Below are 19,503 nucleotides of genomic sequence, written 5' to 3'. Positions count from 1 at the left end.
AAGTAAAAAATAAAAAAAAAAAAATTTTTGTTATAAAAAATCCAGGTGCTTATTAAAACATCTGGATTTAAGTCTTAATCGGTAAAATATTGCAAAATATCTTCTTCAGTTAAAGTCTTTTTGTCTTGTCCATTAACATCTAAAACAATTTTTCCACTATTTAGAATAATAGTGCGGTTGCCATATTTAATGGCATCTTTTAATTGGTGGGTAATCATGATGCAAGTTAAATGTTCTTTTTTAACAACCTTGTTGGTTAATTCTAGGAGTTGCCGACTGGTATTTGGATCTAGAGCAGCAGTATGTTCATCAAGTAAAAGGAGTTCAGGCTTTTTGATAGTCGCCATCAAGAAACTGAGAGTTTGTCTTTGACCACCAGATAAATTGCCGACAAAAGTATTTAACCGTTCATTTAATCCATTGGGTAGTTGAGCTGTCTCACGCTTAAATTCTTCTAAATGCCGGTCCAATCCACGTAAATGCAATCCGCGTTGTTGCCCGCGTTTAGTAGCCAGCAGTAAATTTTCGGCAACGGTCATTCTAGGTGCAGTTCCCATTTTTGGATCTTGGAAAACCTGTGCAATATATTTTGCCCGTTTTACCTCAGATAAATTAGTTAAATCGCGCTCTTTTAAAATAATTTTCCCGCTAGTGGGAAAAATAGAACCATTGATAATGTTAAGTAACGTAGACTTCCCGGCTCCGTTAGTTCCAAGTAGGGTGATAAAGTCACCATCGTTTATTTTTAAATTGATATTTTTAAGAATATTTTTTTCTTCGCTAGTTCCAACGTTGACTGTGGTAGTGATATTTTGTAAATCTAAAATTGTACTCATGGCTTAGTCACACCTTTTTTCAATAATTTACGAGTATGAAATTTCTTTTCAAATAAAGGCAACATCATGCAGATGGCTAAAATAATTGCTGAAATCAACTTGAAGTCGTTGGTGCTGAAACCAAGTTGCAATACTAATAATAGAATCAAACGATAAATAATGCTGCCGATGACTACGGCAATTAGTCGTGCTGTTAAAGATAAATTGCCGTAAACCACTTCACCAATAATAATTGCAGCTAAGCCAATAACCATCGTTCCGATTCCCATATTAACATCGGCATAGCCGCCATTTTGCCCTAATAATCCGCCGGCTAAACCAATTAAACCGTTAGATAGCATTAGGCCGAGAATTTTCATGTTATCGGTATTTATGCCTAATGATTGAGCCATTTTTTCATTATCACCGGTAGCGATAAAGGCTTGTCCAAGATCGGTATTTAAGAAAAGTGCTAGCAATAAAATAATAAAAATGGCGAAAAGTAATCCAACTACAATAGTAGGAAAATTATCGGGCAATCTTTGTAAAAATTTTTCGTTCAGCAATGTAGCTTTATTAAGCAGGCCGACATTTGCTTTCCCTAAAATACGTAAGTTGACAGAATAAATTCCGGTCATAGTTAAAATCCCAGCTAATAAAACGGGAATTTTGCCTTTGGTGTAAAGCAGCCCAGTAATTAAGCCTGTGAGCATTCCACCTAAAAAAGAGAGGATAGTGGCGATAATTGGATTAACGCCATGAACTAGTGCGCTGATACAGATAGCTGCACCAAAAGGAAAAGTACCCTCGACGGTCATATCAGGGAAGTTCAGGATTCTAAATGTTAGGAAAAGTCCAAGAGCCAATATTCCCCATAAGAGCCCTTGACCAATAGTTGAAGTAATTAAACTCATTTGATAATTCTTCCTTTCTTTTGTGCGGCAGATAAAACAGAAGCTGGAATATGAATATTTAATTTCTCTGCAGTTTTAGCATTAATTACTGTTTCGTAATGAGTTACTCGTTTAACGGGTAAGGTTGCCGGATTTTTACCGTGCAAAACTTGTCCCGCCATTCTACCAGTTAAAATTCCCATGTCGTATTGACTAACACAGCGAGTTGCTAGTCCGCCTGATTTAACCATTGTATCTGCGGCAGGAAAGACCGGAATCTTCACTGCGTTTGTTGCTTTAAGTAGCGTGGCAATTCCTGAAGCTACGGTGTTATCAGTTGGCACATATACTGCCTGAACTTTTCCAGCTAAGGTTTGAGCGACTTGTTCGATATCATTGGTAGAAGTAATGGTATAAGGTGTAACATTTAGACCTTGTTTTTCTGCGAGCTGTTTAAATTCTCGATATTCTGAAGTAGAAGAATCATCGCTAGAAGTATAAACAACGCCAACTTTTTTTAGATCAGGCATAATAGTTTTCATTAATTTAAGTTGAGCCGCAATTGGTTGTCTGTCTTGAACCCCAGTGATTTTGCCACCAGGACGAGCTAAACTTTTGACTAGATGTGCACCAAGAGGATCGCTAACAGCTCCCATGATTACCGGTGTATCTCCCGGAGTATTGGCTAAAGACTGAACTGCTGGCGTAGCGATTCCGATAGTTAATGCGGCATGTTCCCCGATAAAGCGATCATCCATTGATTTTAGATTGCTTTGGTCGCCTTGGGCATTTTGAAAATCAATTTTAATATTTTTACCTTCAAAATACCCTTCTTCTTTGAGCCCTTGAATAATTCCCCGATGAATTTGATCTAAAGCAGGGTGACTCATAGTTTGTAAAATTCCTACAGTTGGTTGTTTTTGTTCTGCTTTTTCTTGGTTTGTTTCAGAAATGAAAGCCACAATCAAAAAAGCAAAAAGAGCAATAAGCGTTCCAATTAATCTTTTCATTTTTAAACCTCAAACAAAAAAAGCATTTCCTCTTGACGGGAAATGCTTAAAACAAAACCCGCACGTTTATTTTCCGTGCGGGTAATTTTCATGAAGATTTACCAGCACAGACGCGATCGTATGAGCCGCATCTGTACCTTAAGCGTGCAGAAACAACTCTAGTGCTGGAATTGCCAACGATTGAGTACTACATTCTTAAACATGATAAATCTTCCTTTCGTCTAAAATACTTGTTGCTCAAATTTTAAAGAAAGGTGAGAAAGATGTCAATTATTTTTTTCTTAATGATAGCTGGTATAATTAATACCCAGCTATAAAAAATAGAAGGGAATGACTTCATTGCGCTATCAACAAATTATTTTCGATGTAGATGATACGATCATCGACTTTGCTGCTACGGAAGATTTTGCTTTACACAGCCTTTTCAACGTTCATCACTGGCAATTAACGCCAGAACTTCAACGCCAATATCATGCCTATAATCAAGGATTATGGCGCGAGCTTGAACAAGGTGAAATAACCTATGAAGAACTAAGTGAGATGACTTTTCACGATTTTATTAAGGAGCATTTCGGTTTAGAAATTGATGGTCAAAAGATGATGAATGAATATCGTTCCTACTTTGGTGAAGCCCACCAATTGCTTCCCGGAGTAGAAGATACTCTTAAGTTTGCTAAAAAACAGGGCTATAAATTAACCGTTTTAAGTAATGGCGAAAAGTTTATGCAAAATCATCGCTTAGAATTAGCGGGCGTGAAGAAATATTTTGATTTAATTGTTACTTCGGAAGAAGCTCATTATTCTAAACCTAATGTCCATGCCTTTGACTATTTCTTTAGCCGCACGGAAATTGGTCCTAATGATACGGTCTTTTTTGGCGATGGTTTACAATCAGATATTTTAGGAGCTGAAAGATATGGCTTTGACAGTATCTGGTACAATCACCGTCATCGTAAAAACACCTTGAATTTACATCCCAAGTTTGAAGTGGAAAATTATCCTGAATTTGTTAAATTAATGCAAAATGATTTTGAGAAGAAGTACTAATCGTTGTACTTCTTTTTCTTTAGAATAATTGCCCAAATAATTGTCAAAATAGCCGCAATTGTGATGATAATCCAGAAGCCGTTCTTATTGGTTCTGTCAGGTAAGCCACCAATATTCATGCCCCAGATACCGCTGATTAAAGTCGGAATAGCAATGATTAAAGCAACGGAATTCAGATATTTCACTAAGTGATTCAAATGGCTGTCCATCATGGCGGTGAATAAGCCACTGATTGAATTCAATAGATCCGTATAAACATGGATCATCTTAGTCAGTTGCGCTTGTTTAGTCATTAAACTGGCAATGTCGGCAGAGGAAGCAAGTTGATTCTTTTTTAGATATTCACCAAAAGAGCGTAAGCTTTCTGTTTGATCATCTAATGTGTGTTTGAGGTAGACTAGTTCTCTAGTTAAGTCAGTAACTTTTTTAAGTTCTTTAGTTTTAGTTGTTTCACGTGCAACGGAATCTAAATAATCTATTTTTCTTTTGACAGCATTTAGTTTTTGGTTGATATGATCAAGCTGACTAAATAAATTAGCAAAAATAGCAGAATCTAAATCCCATTGGCTGGTTAATTGTTTAATATCGGAAGCAGTTAAGTTGCTTTTCAAAATTAAGAAAGATTTTTCAGGCATATTATTCACCTCACATTGATTATTTAGTTTAAGATTATCATGTGAGTAGTTATAGACAGATAAGATTAGCTTGAAAGCAAACTTTTTTAGAAAAAATTAAGGAAAAACATATATGGAATTACATTCAATTACAGATACTTATACTTTGAACAATGGCGTTAAGATTCCCGTAATCGGCTTTGGTACTTGGCAAACTCCAAGTGGTGAAGTAACCAAGGAATCAGTTTTAGCCGCATTGAACGCTGGCTACCGTCATATTGATACCGCTGCAGCTTATGGCAATGAAGAAAGTGTTGGCGAAGCAATTAAGAAGAGCGGCGTTAATCGTCATGATTTATTTGTTACTACTAAGTTGTGGAACGCGGATCACGGCTATGACAAGACAAAGAAAGCAATCGACACTAGTTTAGAAAAGCTTGGTCTGGATTACTTAGATATGTATTTAATTCATTGGCCAAATCCTGCTAACATGCGTGATCATTGGGCAGAGTTAAATGCCGAAAGCTGGCAAGCGATGGAAGAAGCTGTCCAAGCTGGTAAGATTCGTGCAATTGGTGTGTCTAACTTTAGAAAGCATCACTTGGATGAATTGATGAAGACAGCAGAAATTAAGCCAGTTGTTAACCAGAACTACTTGAACCCAAGCGATTTGCAACCGGAAGTTACTGCAGCAAGCAAGGAATACAATATGCTTAATGAAGCTTACAGTCCATTAGGTACAGGTGGTTTGCTTGGTAATGAAACAGTAGGTAAAGTTGCTGAACATTATGGTAAGTCTCCAGCCCAAGTGTTAATTCGTTGGTCACTGCAACATGGATTTTTGCCATTGCCTAAGTCAGTTCACCCTAAATATATTGCAGCTAATGCAGATGTATTTGATTTTGAAATTAGTCCAGAAGACATGGCCAAGTTAGATGGTTTGCGTGGAGCAAGCAAGTTGGCTAACGATCCTGATCAAGTTGATTTTTAATGAAATTAATTAAAAAAGCCGCCCAGAGGGCGACCAGTTTTGCTACTTAAAGTAGTTCTTTAGAAGATCTAAAAGAAACTTAAGCAGTTTTTTCACGTACTTTGGAGGTACGACGAAAATAAAGATTATAAATTGACGTGTATACAGCTGGTTACTGTACGTCGACGTGTGGCTCTGCTATTGCAGCGCTTTTTTGTTTAAGGTGAAAAAATGAAGAAAATTACAATGGGAATATTAGCTCACGTTGACGCGGGTAAAACTACGTTATCAGAGGCTCTGCTTTATACAGCAGGAAACTTGCGCAATTTGGGCCGAGTAGATAATGGAGATGCGTTTTTAGATACTAATTCGCTTGAGAAAAAGCGCGGCATTACGATTTTTTTACATGCTGCTAAACTGACGACTAAAGATTTAGATGTTACTTTATTGGATACCCCAGGGCACGTTGACTTTGCGGCGCAGACTGAGGAGACGCTTGGCGTACTAGATTATGCCATCTTAGTGGTCTCAGCTACAGATGGTGTAGTTAGTTACACTAAGGCGTTATGGCGACTGCTCCAGCGTTATAACGTGCCGACCTTTATTTTTGTTAATAAAACTGATATTGCGGGTATTGATCTCAAGCAGGTTTTAGCTGATATTCAAGAGAATCTTGATCAGGGATGCATTGATTTTAATAAGATCGATGATGATTTTTATGAAAATATCGCTGCAGTTGATGACGACTTGCTGGAAAAATATTTAGATGGACAGGCAATTGAAGTGGCTGATATTCAGAAATTGGTTTTACAAAGACAGGTATTCCCTGTGTTCTTTGGTTCAGCATTAAAGCTTACTGGCATTCCTGAATTTTTAGCTGGCTTAGATCAATGGACGAAAGAAAAGGCATTTGGTTCAGACTTTAAGGCAAGATGTTTCAAGATTTCCCATGATCAAAAAGGTGAGCGTCTATCATGGTTGCGGGTTTTAGGTGGCAGCTTAAAAGCTAAAAGCATGCTGGGTGATGAGAAAATCAACCAATTACGCAACTATAACGGCGCCAAGTTCAATGTGGTGCCTGAAGCAACGGCCGGGGATGTTGTAGCAGCTACTGGTCTAAAAGATACTTATCCCGGTGAAGGAATTGGCACGGCAGATACGCACGCGTTCTTTAAGCCTGTTTTGACATATCGGGTAAATCCTGGTGAGCATGACATTCATGAATGTTTAAAGGCGTTAAAAGCTTTAGAAGATGAAAATCCGCAATTACATGTAACTTGGTCAGAACATTTACAAGAGATCCATGTCCAAGTAATGGGAGAAATCCAGTTAGAAATATTAGAGCAGCTTTTGCAGGAGAGATTTAGTTTAGCAATCAGCTTTGAACAAGGCAATATTTTATATAAAGAAACAATTACTAAACCGATCGAAGCTGTCGGACACTTTGAACCATTGCGCCATTATGCGGAAGTTCACCTACTCCTTGAACCAGGTTCCGAAAACAGTGGCATTATTTTTGAAAATAAGTGTGATTTGGAAGTTCTAACTAAAAATTGGCAGCGCCAAATCATGACCGCATTAAAGTCTAAGGAACATTTAGGTGTTTTAACCGGCTCGCCAATTACAGATATGAAAATTACCTTGATCGGTGGGAAGGGCAGTCTAGTGCACTCAGTCGGTGGTGACTTTAGAGAGGCGACGTATCGCGCCATTCGTCAGGGTTTGATGGAGTTGAAAATTAGAAATGAGCTGCAGCTGCTTGAGCCTTGGTATGATTTTCATTTAGAGGTTGAGCAGGATCAAGTGGGCCATGCTTTGAATGATATTCAGCGGATGCATGGTAAGTTCGATACGCCTGAAAATAATGGAAATCGAACGATTATTAATGGATCTGCACCAGTTAGTGAGATGCGAGATTATGCGACTGAAGTGCGTAGCTATACTCATGGTCAGGGAATATTTGAATGCGTAGTCAAAGGATATTTGCTATGTCATAATGCGGATGAAATAATTGCAGCGAAAGATTATGATCCTATGTCTGATTTAGAAAATACACCAAACTCTGTATTTTGTTCTCATGGAGCAGGGCATACAGTAACCTGGGATCAAGTGCCGCAGACCGCACATTATCCTTATAGTTACCCATTAGATTAGAGAAAAATTCTTGCGTAAACTGAAATATATGATTACCTGTGAAAGAAATTTCATTTTGCCCTGTAAATAATGAAAGACAACCGCTTACATAGTAAGATAAAACTATGATAGAAAGGTTGATATTAATGACTACAATTCCTTTTAAAGCCGTAGCAGTTGATATGGACGGAACATTTTTAACAGAAAAAAAGACTTTTGATCACGAACTATTTGGCAAAATCCTAAAAAAATTACAAGCAAACAACATTCCATTTATTTCAGCAACAGGTAATCAATTAATTCGTTCACATGAATACTTTCAAGAATTTACTAGTGGAATTGATTACGTATCTGAAAATGGTGCAATTCTAGAAGCCGATGGCAAAGTAATCAAAAGAACTGCGCTTAACTATGATATTGCTCAAAAACTACTCAACTTTATTCAAACCGAATATCCAGAAGCAATTATCATGGTTAGTGCAGAACATCATTGTTACATCTTGAAGAGCATGGATAAGGCAACTAAAGACGATATTCGAATTTATTATCGTAAGGTAGAAGAAATCGATAAATTTACTGATATCGATCCAAGCGATGCTATTTTGAAGGTTTGTCTGACTGCCGATGATGAATTGGCTACGATTATTCAAGATCGTTTCAATGAAAAGTATGGCGATTACGTTCGCGGTACTAGCAGCGGCAATATGACGATCGATTTGGTACACAAAGGCATCAACAAAGCTAAAGGTGTAGCTGATATGCTTAAGTACTATCATATTGATCAAAAAGATTTAATTGCCTTTGGTGATGGTGAAAATGATATTGGCATGCTTAAGGCTTGTGGTTATAGTTATGCCATGGCAAATGCCAATGAAAAAGCCAAAGTTGTTGCTAAATACGAAGCACCATCAAATGATGAAAATGGTGTACTTAAAGTATTGGCTAAATATTTGGATGTTGAATAAAAATAAAAAAGCCGTTTTTACGGCTTTTTAGTTTTATCTTAAATTAAATTCCAATCTTATTGGATTGTGATCGGAGTAGCGATAATCAGTATTGATGTCGGTAGTCTTGGCCTTAATATTTTTCGAAATAATAAAACCATCGCCGACCGTATTTTACCACCCTTGTCATAGGCTGACATGTGGCTGTTGATGACGATTAATTCTTTTCCGTCTTTGATAGGGTAATGCATAACTGTAAAGTAACGATCAATATCCGTGAATTTAGAAATGAATGCGGACGAAACAGGAAACTTTCTTCTGATTGCACTTTGCATGTGATATTTACTCATGCTGAGCAAGCCTGATTGAACGCTGCCGTGTGGGTCATAAAGTGGCCAGGCAAGATAAGCTGAATGAAAGTTGTTGGCAAAAACATGATCATAATTTTTAAAAGCATGTTCAACTAAATTGACTTGATTGACGTAGTGACTACGTGTTGAGTGAGTATCGATTTCTTAAAAGAGCATAAAGTCAGGATTCTGTTTTTTCATGGTCTTAATAACACCATCAGTCGAATCAAGAACAGATTGCTTAGAAAACGCGGTACCGCGGGTACCTTGCGTTTTTTGCCGTTCTTAAGTTCACCTTTGTCCATGAAAAAATCAAAATTGTGATTATATGCACCAAAGCTGACATTATAAGTGATAATAGAATATGGATGATACAAACTTAGCTTTTTAGCCTGATTGTTTTTTACTGTTAATTTGCGGTTGTCAGGGATGCGGTAATAGTGCATTTGCATGTAGCCAACATAACCGATAATCACTACAAGCAAAATACCGATTAAGCTGAGCAAACCGATCCCAATTCGTTTTAGTATTTTCATTTTTAACCTCTAGGAGAAAACGATGATTACAGTATATTTAGTTCGTCACGGACAAACTTTCTTCAATTATTTCCATAAAATTCAAGGTAGATGTGATTCTCCACTAACCCCGTTAGGAATTGCACAAGCAGAAGCTACACGTGATTATTTAAAAGAAAAACCCGTGCACTTTGATTATGCCTTTTCTTCAAGCTCTGAAAGAGCGAGTGATACGTTGGAAATTATAACGGAACACAAGATGCCATTCAAGCGCGATAAGGGATTAAAAGAGTATGCCTTTGGTCGCTACGAAGCTCATGATGAAAGTTTGAATCCTAAACCGCCTTACGGAGATTTCTTTAAACAATTTGGCGGTGAAACTCAAGACGAAGTAAGTGAGCGAATGGATAAAACAATTCGTAGATTGTTAAATGATATTCCAGATGGTAAAAATGTGTTAATTGTCTCACATGGTGGGGCTTTAATGAACTTTTTAAGAAAAGCATTGAACAGCCTGCATCCCTTAGGCAAATTGCATTATCACAATTGCGGCATCGTTGTTTTGAATTATGATGGACAAAACTTTACTTTGAAATCTGTAGCTAGTCCCGCTGATGACGTACCTGATAGCTACAATGACAATTTATAAGTACAAAAAAATCTCAGCCCAATTGAGCTGAGATTTTTTATTAATTCTAATTTATTTTTAGAACTTGTTCTTGTCCAAAGCAACTGGAGAATCTGGCTTTTCGCCGTTGATTAACTTCAAGTTGTTGTCAAATGCCTTAACAACCATGTTGCGTACAGCGTGAGTGGTGTAGAAGGCAGTGTGTGGAGTTACCAATACGTTTGGACGATCAATCAAGTCTGCCAAACGCTTGTCTGGGAATTCTTTACCTTCCCAATCCTTGTTAAATACACCAACTTCGCCTTCGTAAGTATCCATAACGAAGCCGAAGATCTTGCCTGAGTCCAAACCACGGATAACTGCGTCAGTGTCAACAAGTGGACCACGTGAGCAGTTTACAATTACAACGCCGTCTTTCATTTCTGCGATTGACTTGTCGTTGATCATGTGAACGTTAGCTGGTACATCTGGTACGTGAAGTGAAATTACATCAGCTTGCTTGTACAAATCGTCAAGTGAGTCAACGTAGTAACCCTTCTTTTCAAGTTCTGGGTTCTTGAAGATATCGTAAGCAATAACCTTTGCGCCGAAACCTTCCATAATTCTCATAAATACTTGACCAATGTGACCAGTACCAACAACACCGACAACTTGGTCACGAACTTCACGGCCGATAGTTGGTGCCCAACGTAAATCACGTTTAGCCATCTTTTCGTCCATGCGCTTGTCTTGACGTAATACACGTGCAGCTTGAATAGCAGCATGTTCAGCAATAGCGTCTGGTGAGTAAACTGGAACATTAGTAATTTCAAAGCCAAGTTCTTTAGCCTTGTCCATGTCAATGTTGTCGACACCAACGTTACGTAATGACATCTTAGTTACGCCAGCATCTGCCAAAGCTTGAAGAGTATCTGCAGTGTAGTCTAATTGTTGGTAAACAACAACACCATCTGCACCCTTAGCAAGCTTTGCAGTTTCAGGAGTCAAAAGCTTATCAGTGTAATCAACATCGATATCTTTGTGAGCTTCCTTCCATTCGTTCAAGAATGGTTCTTCGTCTTTACGAATAGCGTAAGCAAAAATCTTTGTCATAAATTCAACCTCCGTAAAATTTATTAGTATGACCATTCCTCATTATACACTTCACTTTGCTCAATAAAACACAAAAGATCTAATTTTTTTGAGAAAAATCTATAATGAAAGAAGAGGTAAATAATCATGAAGTTAAATCAAAAATGGCTTAGTCAATTGCCAATAGAGAGAATTATTTCGTGTGAATCTGTGCATGGCGGCGACATGAATGAAGCTTTTAGAATTAAAACTGCTAGTAAAACTTATTTCATGAAGGTGCAGCCGAAGAAGCCTGCTTCCTTTTTTGATCATGAAAAAAGAGGACTAAATGAAATGGCTAAAGCTGGGATAAACACTTTACAAGTTTTAGCTAGTGGTCAAATTGAAGGGGATGCATATTTACTTTTAAACTGGCTGGACAGGACCAGCGGCAATCAAGCTGATCTCGGAAAAATGGTCGCAAAAATGCATCAGTATCATCATGAGCAATTTGGTTTTGGCGATACTTATCGAACTCGAATTTTGAAAAAAGACAATCATTGGAATTCCAGTTGGATAGATTTTTACGTTAATCAACGCTTGACACCCGAAGTTGAATATGCCAAAAAAGTGGGTCGCTGGAATGATTATCGTGAAAAACATTTTCAAAAAATGGTAGCTGCTTTTAAAGATTATTATGCAAAAAATGAAGTTCAGCCCAGCTTGTGTCATGGCGACTTGTGGTGGGGCAACGTGATGTTTGCAAAAGAAAAACCCTATCTAATTGATCCAGATGCCGTGTATGCAGATCGTGAATTTGATTTAGCGATGACGACAGTTTTCGGCGGCTTCAATGATGAATTTTATGCAGCATACAATGAAGTTTGTCCTTTAAGACCAGACCTAGAACGGCGTCTTAACTGGTATCGCTTCTATTATCTTTGCATGCATTTAGATTTATTTGGTGAAGAATATGGAGGAGAAGTTGATTATATTTTGAGCAATTTCTAAAGAATTTATTAAGAGAAAAAATAAATAGTGACGCAATGTCAGCTTGCTGATATTATATACTCATAACAAAAATACAACGCAACAAATATAGAGATAAGTTGCAAGAAGGTAACAAATCTTCTAATTCCTTATTAATACATCCTATTGGACATATATTGATTCATACATTGGGTATTGCTTTTACTGGTTGTCCCCTGTGCAACCATAAAAGTGAAGATTGATAAAAAGTCCATCCCCTTTTTGCGAAAGTGAGGAATCAGGCTCCCCTGCAGTATCTCTAGCGTTGAACGTTTTGTTAATCTTGATAAATCATTTTCGCAACATTAGTGATGAGTAGGCTAATGTAAAAAATCTCGTTATTCTCATTCAACACAACTCCCTTAAAAGGATTAGTTTAGAAAAGTCATCTAAGCTAATCCTTTTTCTTTTTTTGGCTATAATTAGTTTTGAAATATTTTTAAAGGGGAAAAATAATGATTTTAATTTCATGGAATATTGATTCATTGAATGCGGCATTAACTGGAATTTCAGCTAGAGCAGAAGAGACGCGTGAAGTTTTAGATAAGATTCATGCTTTAAATCCAGATATTATTGCAATTCAAGAAACTAAACTGCGCGCAACTGGCCCAACTAAAAAGCACCAAGCTGCATTAGCAGAAAAGTTTCCAGAATACGATTATGTTTGGCGTTCATCTGAAGAGCCCGCTCGAAAAGGCTATGCAGGAACAATGTATTTGTACAAAAAGGGATTAACTCCAGCAGTTTCTAAACCAGCAATTGGTGCACCTGAACCAATGGATGAAGAAGGACGAATAATCACTTTAGAATTTGATAAATATTTTGTTACTCAAGTTTATACGCCAAATTCAGGTAATGGCTTAAAACGTTTAGCTGATCGTCAAATCTGGGATCAAAAATATATTGAATATTTGAAAAAGTTAAATGAAGAAAAGCCGGTTTTAGCAAGTGGGGACTATAACTGTGCTCACACCGAAATTGACTTGAAGCATCCCGAAAATAATCATCATTCTGCCGGCTTTACTGATGAAGAAAGAGCAGATTTTACTAATTTACTCGATGCTGGTTTTACCGATACATTTAGAAAAGTTAATGGCAACGTTGAAGGAGTTTATTCTTGGTGGGCTCAAAGAGTTAGAACGGCCAAAGCTAATAACTCAGGCTGGAGAATTGATTACTGGTTAGTAAGCAACCGAATTGCGGATAAAGTAGTTCGCTCAGAGATGATTGATACGGGCAAACGTGCAGACCACTGTCCAATTTTGCTAGAAATAAATCTTTAAATTACCGAAAATACTAGTATAATGAATTTTAAATTAAAATAAGGGTTGAATTTTTTTGAATAACGAGAAAGAAGATTGGGCTTTAGAGCAAGATCTAAAGTACAATCGTCTAACAGCTTTTAAACTTTTTGCAATGACTAGTTCGATGGTTATTTCCGTGGACGAACTAGCCCCATTTGGTAAAACTGGTGCTACGGCATTATTTTATCTATTGATTGCTGGAATTGCATGGTTTATTCCAATTACTCAAATGGCCGGTGAAATGGCTTCAATTGATGGTTGGGAAAAAGGCGGCATCTTTACCTGGGTTAAAGGCTCTTTAGGAGACAAAATGGGTTGGACCGCAATGTTTTACCAATGGATTCACATTACTGTGGGGATGGACACGATGATGTACGTGATTATTGGTGCATTGTCGATTGCTTTTGGAACTCCTTGGTTTAACACCACGCCAATTGTGCGTTTTATCTTAATGATGATCATTTTATGGGGTGCAACCGCAATTCAAGTTATTGGGATTAGAAAAATCGGACGAATTGCGGAATGGCTATTCATTTTGGGGATTGCGCTTCCGGTAATTTTATTGATTATTTCATTCTTTGTATACTTGGCACAAGGTCATCCAGTTCATATGGTGATTAATTGGCATACGATAGTTCCACATCATTTAAATGGCACTACATTAGTAGCTTTTGTACCATTTATGCTTGCCTTCTGTGGGGGAGAAGCTTCTGCACCACACGTTAAGAACTTAGACCATCCAAAATCTTATTCAAAAGTAATGTTGGCTCTGGCTGCAACTGCAATTTGCTTTGACCTTTTGGGAAGTATGGCAATTGGAATGACTGTTCCTAAAAGTGAAATCCAAAACAGCACAGGTTTCGTTTATACCTATGGCAAACTGTTGACTTCTATCGGATTGCCAGGAGATTTATTGCAAAAGATTGTTGGCGTAATGCTAGCTTGTGGTATTATCGGCGAGCTTGGTAACTGGATCGCTGGTCCTAACCAGGGAATGTACGAAGCTGCTAAAGAAGGCTACATGCCTAAGTTTTTCGCTAAAACAACTAAGCATGGCGTTCCAATTAGAATTATGATTTTGCAATCAGCAATCGTTACTATTTCGGCATTGCTAATTACCTTTACCAGTGGTGCCGATGCTGACTTTGCGTTTAATGTTTCATTAGCCGCAACAACAGCACAATATTTGATGGTATATATGATCATGTTAATAGCCTACATGGTTTTGAAGAAAAAACATGAAGATTATCACCGCATGTACTACATGAGCAAGAATCCAAAATTGAGTATTGCAATTGCAATTTTGGCTTTGATTATCACAGTTGTCGCATTCTTTGTTACTTTTGTACCTGCTCAAGGAACTGCAGCAGGATTACGTGGAATCTATGTCTGGACATTAATTGGCATGTGCGCGATCGTTTCAATTTTGCCGTTAGTTCTTTATCACTGGCATGAAAAATGGCAAAAACAATAAATGAAAAGCATTCGTTTTAAAAAACGGATGCTTTTTTAGTAGAATTAGACCAAATGAGGTGAAAGAATGTCGAATGTGATGCGGGATGCAATCTTAAATGGTTTTTATGATGAAAAGATTTTAGGGAATAATTTTTTTAGCCCCAAACTTTTAGCGAATGAGCAAGATGAAAAAATATGGCTAACTTTGCGAGAGGAATTATATCACTGTCAAAGTTTTACTTGGGCTGTAGCCTTTATTACGCAGGATATGCTCGTACCATTAAAAGTCGTTTTAGCTGATTTAGCAGCTAAAGGCGTGGGCGGAACAATAATTACTAGCAATTATTTAAATTTCAATAATCCACGCGTATTTGAAGAGTTGGCAAAAATTCCTAACTTAAAAGTGAAAATTGCGGATGAGTCGGGTTTTCATGTTAAGGGCTATTTATTTGAACACGAAGATTATCAAACTCTTGTAATTGGTAGTGCTAATTTTACCCGTTCAGCCATGCTTAGCAATTATGAATGGGCATTAAAAGCTAGCTCGCGCAATCAAGCCGATTTAACTAAACAATTAGCGCAGAAAATTTCTAGATTGGAAGATAGTAGTTTTGATCTTAGCGCTCAATGGCTAGCTGATTATAAGAATAACTGGCAGCCCGCACCGGTTGCGCATCTAACCAAATCAAAAACAAAAATTGTCCCTAATAAGATGCAGCAAGCAGCGCTCAGAAATTTACAGGGCCTAGTAGATAATGGCGAAAAAAGAGGCCTCGTTGTTTCGGCGACAGGTACAGGGAAAACGTATTTAGGTGCTTTTGCGGTTAAGGATTTTAAACCGAAAAGATTTTTATATGTTGTGCACCGCGAGCAAATCGCTAAAAAGTCGCTTGCAAGTTTTTATCATGTAATTGGTGGAAAAAAGCAGGATTATGGCTTGCTCAGTGGAAATAAGCATGATAAGAATAAAAAATATTTATTTGCGACGATTCAAACTTTATCTCAACCGGATATGCTAAAAAGCTTTGATCCAAATGAATTCGATTATATTTTAATCGACGAAGCGCATAGAGCAGCTGCACCAAGCTATCAAAAGATTTTGAAATATTTTAAGCCGCAATTTTTATTAGGTATGACGGCTACGCCTGAACGAACCGATGAACAAAATGTGTATCAAATTTTCGATTATAATTTGGCCTACGATATTCGGTTGCGGGATGCATTAGAAGATAAGATGCTGACGCCATTTCATTATGTCGGTGTACAAGATTATGAGTTAAACGGCCAATCAATTGATGAAACAACTGATTTACGCTATTTAGTATCAGAAGATCGCGTAAATTATGTTTTGAAAGAAATTGATTATTATGGCTATTGTGGCGATCAAGCCAAGGGACTCGTTTTTTGCAGTAGAAAAGAGGAAGCACGCGAATTAGCTGACCTTTTCTCAGAGAAAGACCATCCTGCTGTCGCTTTAACCAATGAAGACAGCGAAAGTACCCGTAATAAAATTGTGCAAAAATTAGTTGCTGGTGAAATTGAATATATCGTGGCAGTAGATTTATTTAACGAGGGGATTGATATTCCTGTTTTGAACCAAATCATTATGCTGCGCAATACTGAATCAAGTATTGTTTTTATCCAGCAATTAGGTCGAGGATTAAGAAAATATCCTGGTAAAGAATTCGTGACAGTTCTGGATTTTATCGGTAATTATAAGAATAATTACATGATTCCAATTGCCCTTAATCACGATACAAGTCGCGATAAGGATCAAGCCAAAAGAGAGGCGCGGTTACCTCACTTTATTGATGTTTCTACGATTAACTTTAGTAAAGTTGCATCTGAAAAGATTTTAGCTTCACTAGATCAAATAAAGTTAGACAATATGCGGGAATTGCGGCAGAGTTATCAAAGCTTGAAGAATAAATTGGGTCGAATTCCTTTATTGCATGATTTTGCTCAATATGGTTCAGTTTCGCCAATGGTTTTTGCTAATAATCGCGGACTTGATAATTACGCCGCATTTTTAATTAAAATGGGTGAAGCAGTAAAGCTAAATAATTATGAAAATGCAGTTCTAAGTTTTTTAACTAAAGAGCTTTTGAATGGCAAGCGCGCTCATGAACTAATTTTGTTGCAGATGCTATTGAAGCAGAAACAGGTCAACCAGGAAGACTTTGTCTCAGAATTACGCAAAAAGGAAATCTATGTAAATAAAGCAGTTTTGAATTCGATAGACGATATATTATCGCTTGATTTTTTTGATGTTAAGCAAGGTAAAACTACTAAGAAGGCACAATATGGTGATCAACCCGTGGTAGTTCATAGCAGTTTGTTTGATTATGAATTAAATCAGGAATTATTAAATGCTTTAACTCAAAATAAATGGTTCAAAGATCTGTTTAAAGATGCAATTGAAACAGGTTTGCTATTAAGTACTAATTATGACCAGCAAAAGCAATTTACTTTATACCAACAATATGATCGAAAAGATGCTTGCAGATTGTTGAATTGGCCTCGGGATGTTTCTGCACCGATGTATGGTTATCGTGTAGGTGATCATGATACGCCGATTTTTATTACTTATCGAAAAGATGATCAAGAAAAGCGGAATGCTTTATATCACAATACTTTAGAAAATGGACGTAGCTTACGTTGGTATACAAGAGTGCCACGACATTTGGATTCAGAAGAAGTGCAGCGATTGTTGAAGACACCAGACATGCATATCCATGTTTTTGTTAAAAGAAGCGATGCCGATGGCAAGCAGTTCTTCTATTTAGGTGAGGCACAAATTCAATCTGATTCGGTTAAGGAAGAATTATTAGGACCAAAAAAGAAGCCTGCCGTAGGGATGAATTTATTGTTGAAGCGGCCGTTAAAAACGAGTATGTCAGAACTTTTATTTGAATAATAAAAAAGACTTTTCCGAATTTTAGGAAAAGTCTTTTTGTTTTATCCTGCGATAAATGTATATGGTTTAATATGATTCAAAATTTGATATCCGACTTGTTTTTGAGCATTTTCGTCACCCGCAGTTTGATTTAGGAACATAATTAAACCATTGCGATTATCAGTCGTAATTTGGAACCAAATACCAAAGTGGGTACCACCAAGATTTCCGTATGCCGATTTTATGGTGTCGTTGTTATCAAGATAAATACCACCGGAATAGTTATTAACCCTGCTTCTTAAGTGAGTAAGGTAATGGAAGTCTGATTTATTTAAAATTGCACCATTGGATAGGCCAACTTGAATTTTGTAATAATCCATTGGGGTAGTAAACATGTTGGCCGCACCTACAAGTTGGGAAGCCTGTGTTTTAGTTATATATTCAGGATCTTGATAATTTTTGACATTCCAAATGTATGAGATGGGATCAGTTTTCCAGCTAGGAATATTTTGGTAAAGATAGGTATTTGCTAATCCTAATTTATTAACAATACGATTATTAAAATTAGTTTCATATGATTGACCACTAACTTTTTTGATAATACCCGCTAATAGGATGTAATTTGTATTGTTGTAGAAATAACTGCCAGGAGTACCTGAATCAGTGGAATTAGCATTATCAATTGCCCATTTAACTGCATCATCTTCTGAATAGTCGGTCCCGCGATCAGCTTCCGTATTTACAGCGTTAATTCCGGAAGTTTGGGTCATTAGTTGACCTAGTGTAATATTGTCGGCGTTCTTTAGCTCAGGATACCAACGTGAGATCTTAGTGTTTTGACTAAAACGTTCACTTGTATGCCATTTTTCGTTCATTAATTGAACAACCATGGCAGCAGTCACTACTTTTTGTAAAGAAGCAGTCGGATAGACTACGCTATCATTACCGTTGCCTATTCTTTTGCCATACCAAGCCCAACCATAGCTGATTTGCTGAGGTTTACCATTTTTTATAATAACTGTGCTTCCTCGACTGTTGCTTTGAGCTAGAGTGTTTCGTACGTAGCTACGCATTGCACTTCTAGAATAGCTGCTCGCTTGCACCTTATCTGTGTTTGAAGAAATAATTGTTGGTGTAGCAGTAGAAAATAGAGCGGCAACTGCTAATCCGGTGAGTATTTGTTTAAAAATTTTGAAGGCCTCCCTTTAAAGTGTCTAACCTACATTTTAGCGCGATCTTTGCCCTATACAAGTTCAAAATAATTAAGAAAACATTTCAAGCATATTATGCTTCAGTTTATTTTGGTTAAATGGCAATAATTTGTTAATATTCTATATTGAATAAATTTGGAAAGGAAAAGTTATGGCAGTAAAAAAGATCATTCATGATCAAGTATTTTTAAGTCAAAAATCGACATTAGCAAGCAAAGAAGATCTGAATACGGCACTGGATTTGCGTGATACGCTTTTAGCAAATAGAAGCAAAGCAGCTGGCTTAGCCGCAAATATGATTGGCAAACCTAAAAGAATTATTGCTTTCTATATTGGAAGTTTACCTTTCGTGATGATTAATCCTAAAATTATTAAGAAGAATGGTAAGTATACGACTGAAGAGGGATGCTTATCTTTAAGCGGTCAACGTCAGGCAATTCGCTATAAGAATATAACCGTTACTTATCAGAATCTTAATCTTGAAGAAGTAACGCAAGATTTTTCGGAATTTATTGCAGAAACTATTCAACATGAGATAGATCATTGCAATGGAATTTTAATTTAAAAAAGTTGAAAAAATAACTTGCCAAAAAAGAGAAAGTAGGGTAAATTAATAAAGTCGTCTTGAGAGATGACGAA

General features: G+C 37.0%; 17 protein-coding genes. 10 read left to right on the top strand and 7 right to left on the bottom strand.

From position 1 onward, the window contains the following. Positions 1-74: 74 nt before the first annotated feature. The 3 genes from FC37_RS05685 to trpX are packed head-to-tail and all read right to left on the bottom strand — an operon-like array spanning position 75 to position 2,718. The gene (locus FC37_RS05685) at positions 75-836 is read right to left on the bottom strand and encodes an ABC transporter ATP-binding protein (RefSeq protein ID WP_025006123.1); all 762 of its coding nucleotides are present in this window, start codon (positions 834-836) and stop codon (positions 75-77) included. Continuing rightward, positions 833-1,729, bottom strand: a complete 897-nt coding sequence (locus FC37_RS05680) for an ABC transporter permease (protein ID WP_025006122.1) — start codon at positions 1,727-1,729, stop codon at positions 833-835. The genes FC37_RS05685 and FC37_RS05680 overlap by 4 nt, the downstream gene beginning before the upstream one ends. Continuing rightward, positions 1,726-2,718, bottom strand: coding sequence for a tryptophan ABC transporter substrate-binding protein (trpX, locus tag FC37_RS05675; RefSeq protein ID WP_025006121.1), 993 nt, complete (start codon positions 2,716-2,718; stop codon positions 1,726-1,728). Before trpX ends, FC37_RS05680 begins: the two co-directional genes overlap by 4 nt. A gap of 339 nt (positions 2,719-3,057) precedes the next feature. On the opposite strand from trpX, the gene FC37_RS05670 reads away from it, so the two are divergent. After that, complete coding sequence (locus FC37_RS05670) at positions 3,058-3,765, top strand: YjjG family noncanonical pyrimidine nucleotidase (RefSeq protein WP_025006120.1); 708 nt, start codon at positions 3,058-3,060, stop codon at positions 3,763-3,765. Here FC37_RS05670 and FC37_RS10065 read toward each other — a convergent pair. Next, positions 3,762-4,400 (bottom strand): CorA family divalent cation transporter, encoded by a 639-nt coding sequence (locus FC37_RS10065; RefSeq protein WP_081776576.1) that lies wholly within the window; start codon positions 4,398-4,400, stop codon positions 3,762-3,764. The two genes, FC37_RS05670 and FC37_RS10065, sit on opposite strands and share 4 nt — an antisense overlap. Positions 4,401-4,512: 112 nt before the next feature. On the opposite strand from FC37_RS10065, the gene FC37_RS05660 reads away from it, so the two are divergent. The 3 genes from FC37_RS05660 (at position 4,513) to FC37_RS05650 (ending at position 8,447) form a co-directional block, all read left to right on the top strand. Then, positions 4,513-5,370 (top strand): aldo/keto reductase, encoded by an 858-nt coding sequence (locus tag FC37_RS05660; RefSeq protein WP_025006118.1) that lies wholly within the window; start codon positions 4,513-4,515, stop codon positions 5,368-5,370. Between the two features lie 210 nt (positions 5,371-5,580). Beyond that, on the top strand, positions 5,581-7,503 hold the full coding sequence (locus FC37_RS05655; RefSeq protein WP_025006117.1) for a GTP-binding protein: 1,923 nt from the start codon (positions 5,581-5,583) through the stop codon (positions 7,501-7,503). A 125-nt stretch (positions 7,504-7,628) separates the two neighbouring features. Further along, positions 7,629-8,447, top strand: a complete 819-nt coding sequence (locus FC37_RS05650; RefSeq protein WP_025006116.1) for a Cof-type HAD-IIB family hydrolase — start codon at positions 7,629-7,631, stop codon at positions 8,445-8,447. A gap of 526 nt (positions 8,448-8,973) precedes the next feature. Here FC37_RS05650 and FC37_RS10995 read toward each other — a convergent pair. Further along, positions 8,974-9,312, bottom strand: a complete 339-nt coding sequence (locus tag FC37_RS10995) for a hypothetical protein (protein WP_025006115.1) — start codon at positions 9,310-9,312, stop codon at positions 8,974-8,976. A 22-nt stretch (positions 9,313-9,334) separates the two neighbouring features. Between FC37_RS10995 and FC37_RS05640 the strand changes: the two genes are divergently transcribed. After that, entirely contained in the window at positions 9,335-9,940 is a 606-nt protein-coding gene (locus tag FC37_RS05640) for a histidine phosphatase family protein (RefSeq protein WP_025006114.1), read from the top strand. Positions 9,941-9,997: 57 nt separating this feature from the next. Here the strand turns inward: FC37_RS05640 and FC37_RS05635 are convergent, their stop codons facing one another. Beyond that, positions 9,998-11,011: a D-2-hydroxyacid dehydrogenase gene (locus FC37_RS05635; protein WP_025006113.1), complete on the bottom strand. Its 1,014-nt coding sequence runs from the start codon at positions 11,009-11,011 to the stop codon at positions 9,998-10,000. A 126-nt stretch (positions 11,012-11,137) separates the two neighbouring features. On the opposite strand from FC37_RS05635, the gene FC37_RS05630 reads away from it, so the two are divergent. From FC37_RS05630 to FC37_RS05615, 4 genes are all read left to right on the top strand, one after another. After that, a complete protein-coding gene (locus FC37_RS05630) occupies positions 11,138-11,980 on the top strand; it encodes a fructosamine kinase family protein (RefSeq protein ID WP_025006112.1) in 843 nt (280 codons plus the stop codon). 473 nt (positions 11,981-12,453) lie between these two features. Next, positions 12,454-13,281 carry an exodeoxyribonuclease III gene (locus FC37_RS05625; protein ID WP_056945536.1) on the top strand — a complete coding sequence of 276 codons (828 nt, stop codon included), beginning with the start codon at positions 12,454-12,456 and terminating at the stop codon, positions 13,279-13,281. A 55-nt stretch (positions 13,282-13,336) separates the two neighbouring features. Beyond that, positions 13,337-14,776: an amino acid permease gene (locus FC37_RS05620; RefSeq protein WP_025006111.1), complete on the top strand. Its 1,440-nt coding sequence runs from the start codon at positions 13,337-13,339 to the stop codon at positions 14,774-14,776. A 66-nt stretch (positions 14,777-14,842) separates the two neighbouring features. Continuing rightward, a complete protein-coding gene (locus FC37_RS05615) occupies positions 14,843-17,674 on the top strand; it encodes a DUF3427 domain-containing protein (protein WP_025006110.1) in 2,832 nt (943 codons plus the stop codon). A 41-nt stretch (positions 17,675-17,715) separates the two neighbouring features. Here FC37_RS05615 and FC37_RS05610 read toward each other — a convergent pair whose 3' ends face one another. Continuing rightward, complete coding sequence (locus tag FC37_RS05610; protein ID WP_025006109.1) at positions 17,716-18,726, bottom strand: serine hydrolase domain-containing protein; 1,011 nt, start codon at positions 18,724-18,726, stop codon at positions 17,716-17,718. Positions 18,727-19,015: 289 nt separating this feature from the next. Between FC37_RS05610 and FC37_RS05605 the strand changes: the two genes are divergently transcribed. Then, positions 19,016-19,429, top strand: coding sequence for a peptide deformylase (locus FC37_RS05605; protein WP_025006108.1), 414 nt, complete (start codon positions 19,016-19,018; stop codon positions 19,427-19,429). Positions 19,430-19,503 lie beyond the last annotated feature (74 nt).

The sequence above is a fragment of the Lactobacillus gallinarum DSM 10532 = JCM 2011 genome (assembly GCF_001434975.1).
Classification (GTDB): Bacteria; Bacillota; Bacilli; order Lactobacillales; family Lactobacillaceae; genus Lactobacillus; species Lactobacillus gallinarum.
This window is presented reverse-complemented; position numbering and strand designations above follow the sequence as displayed.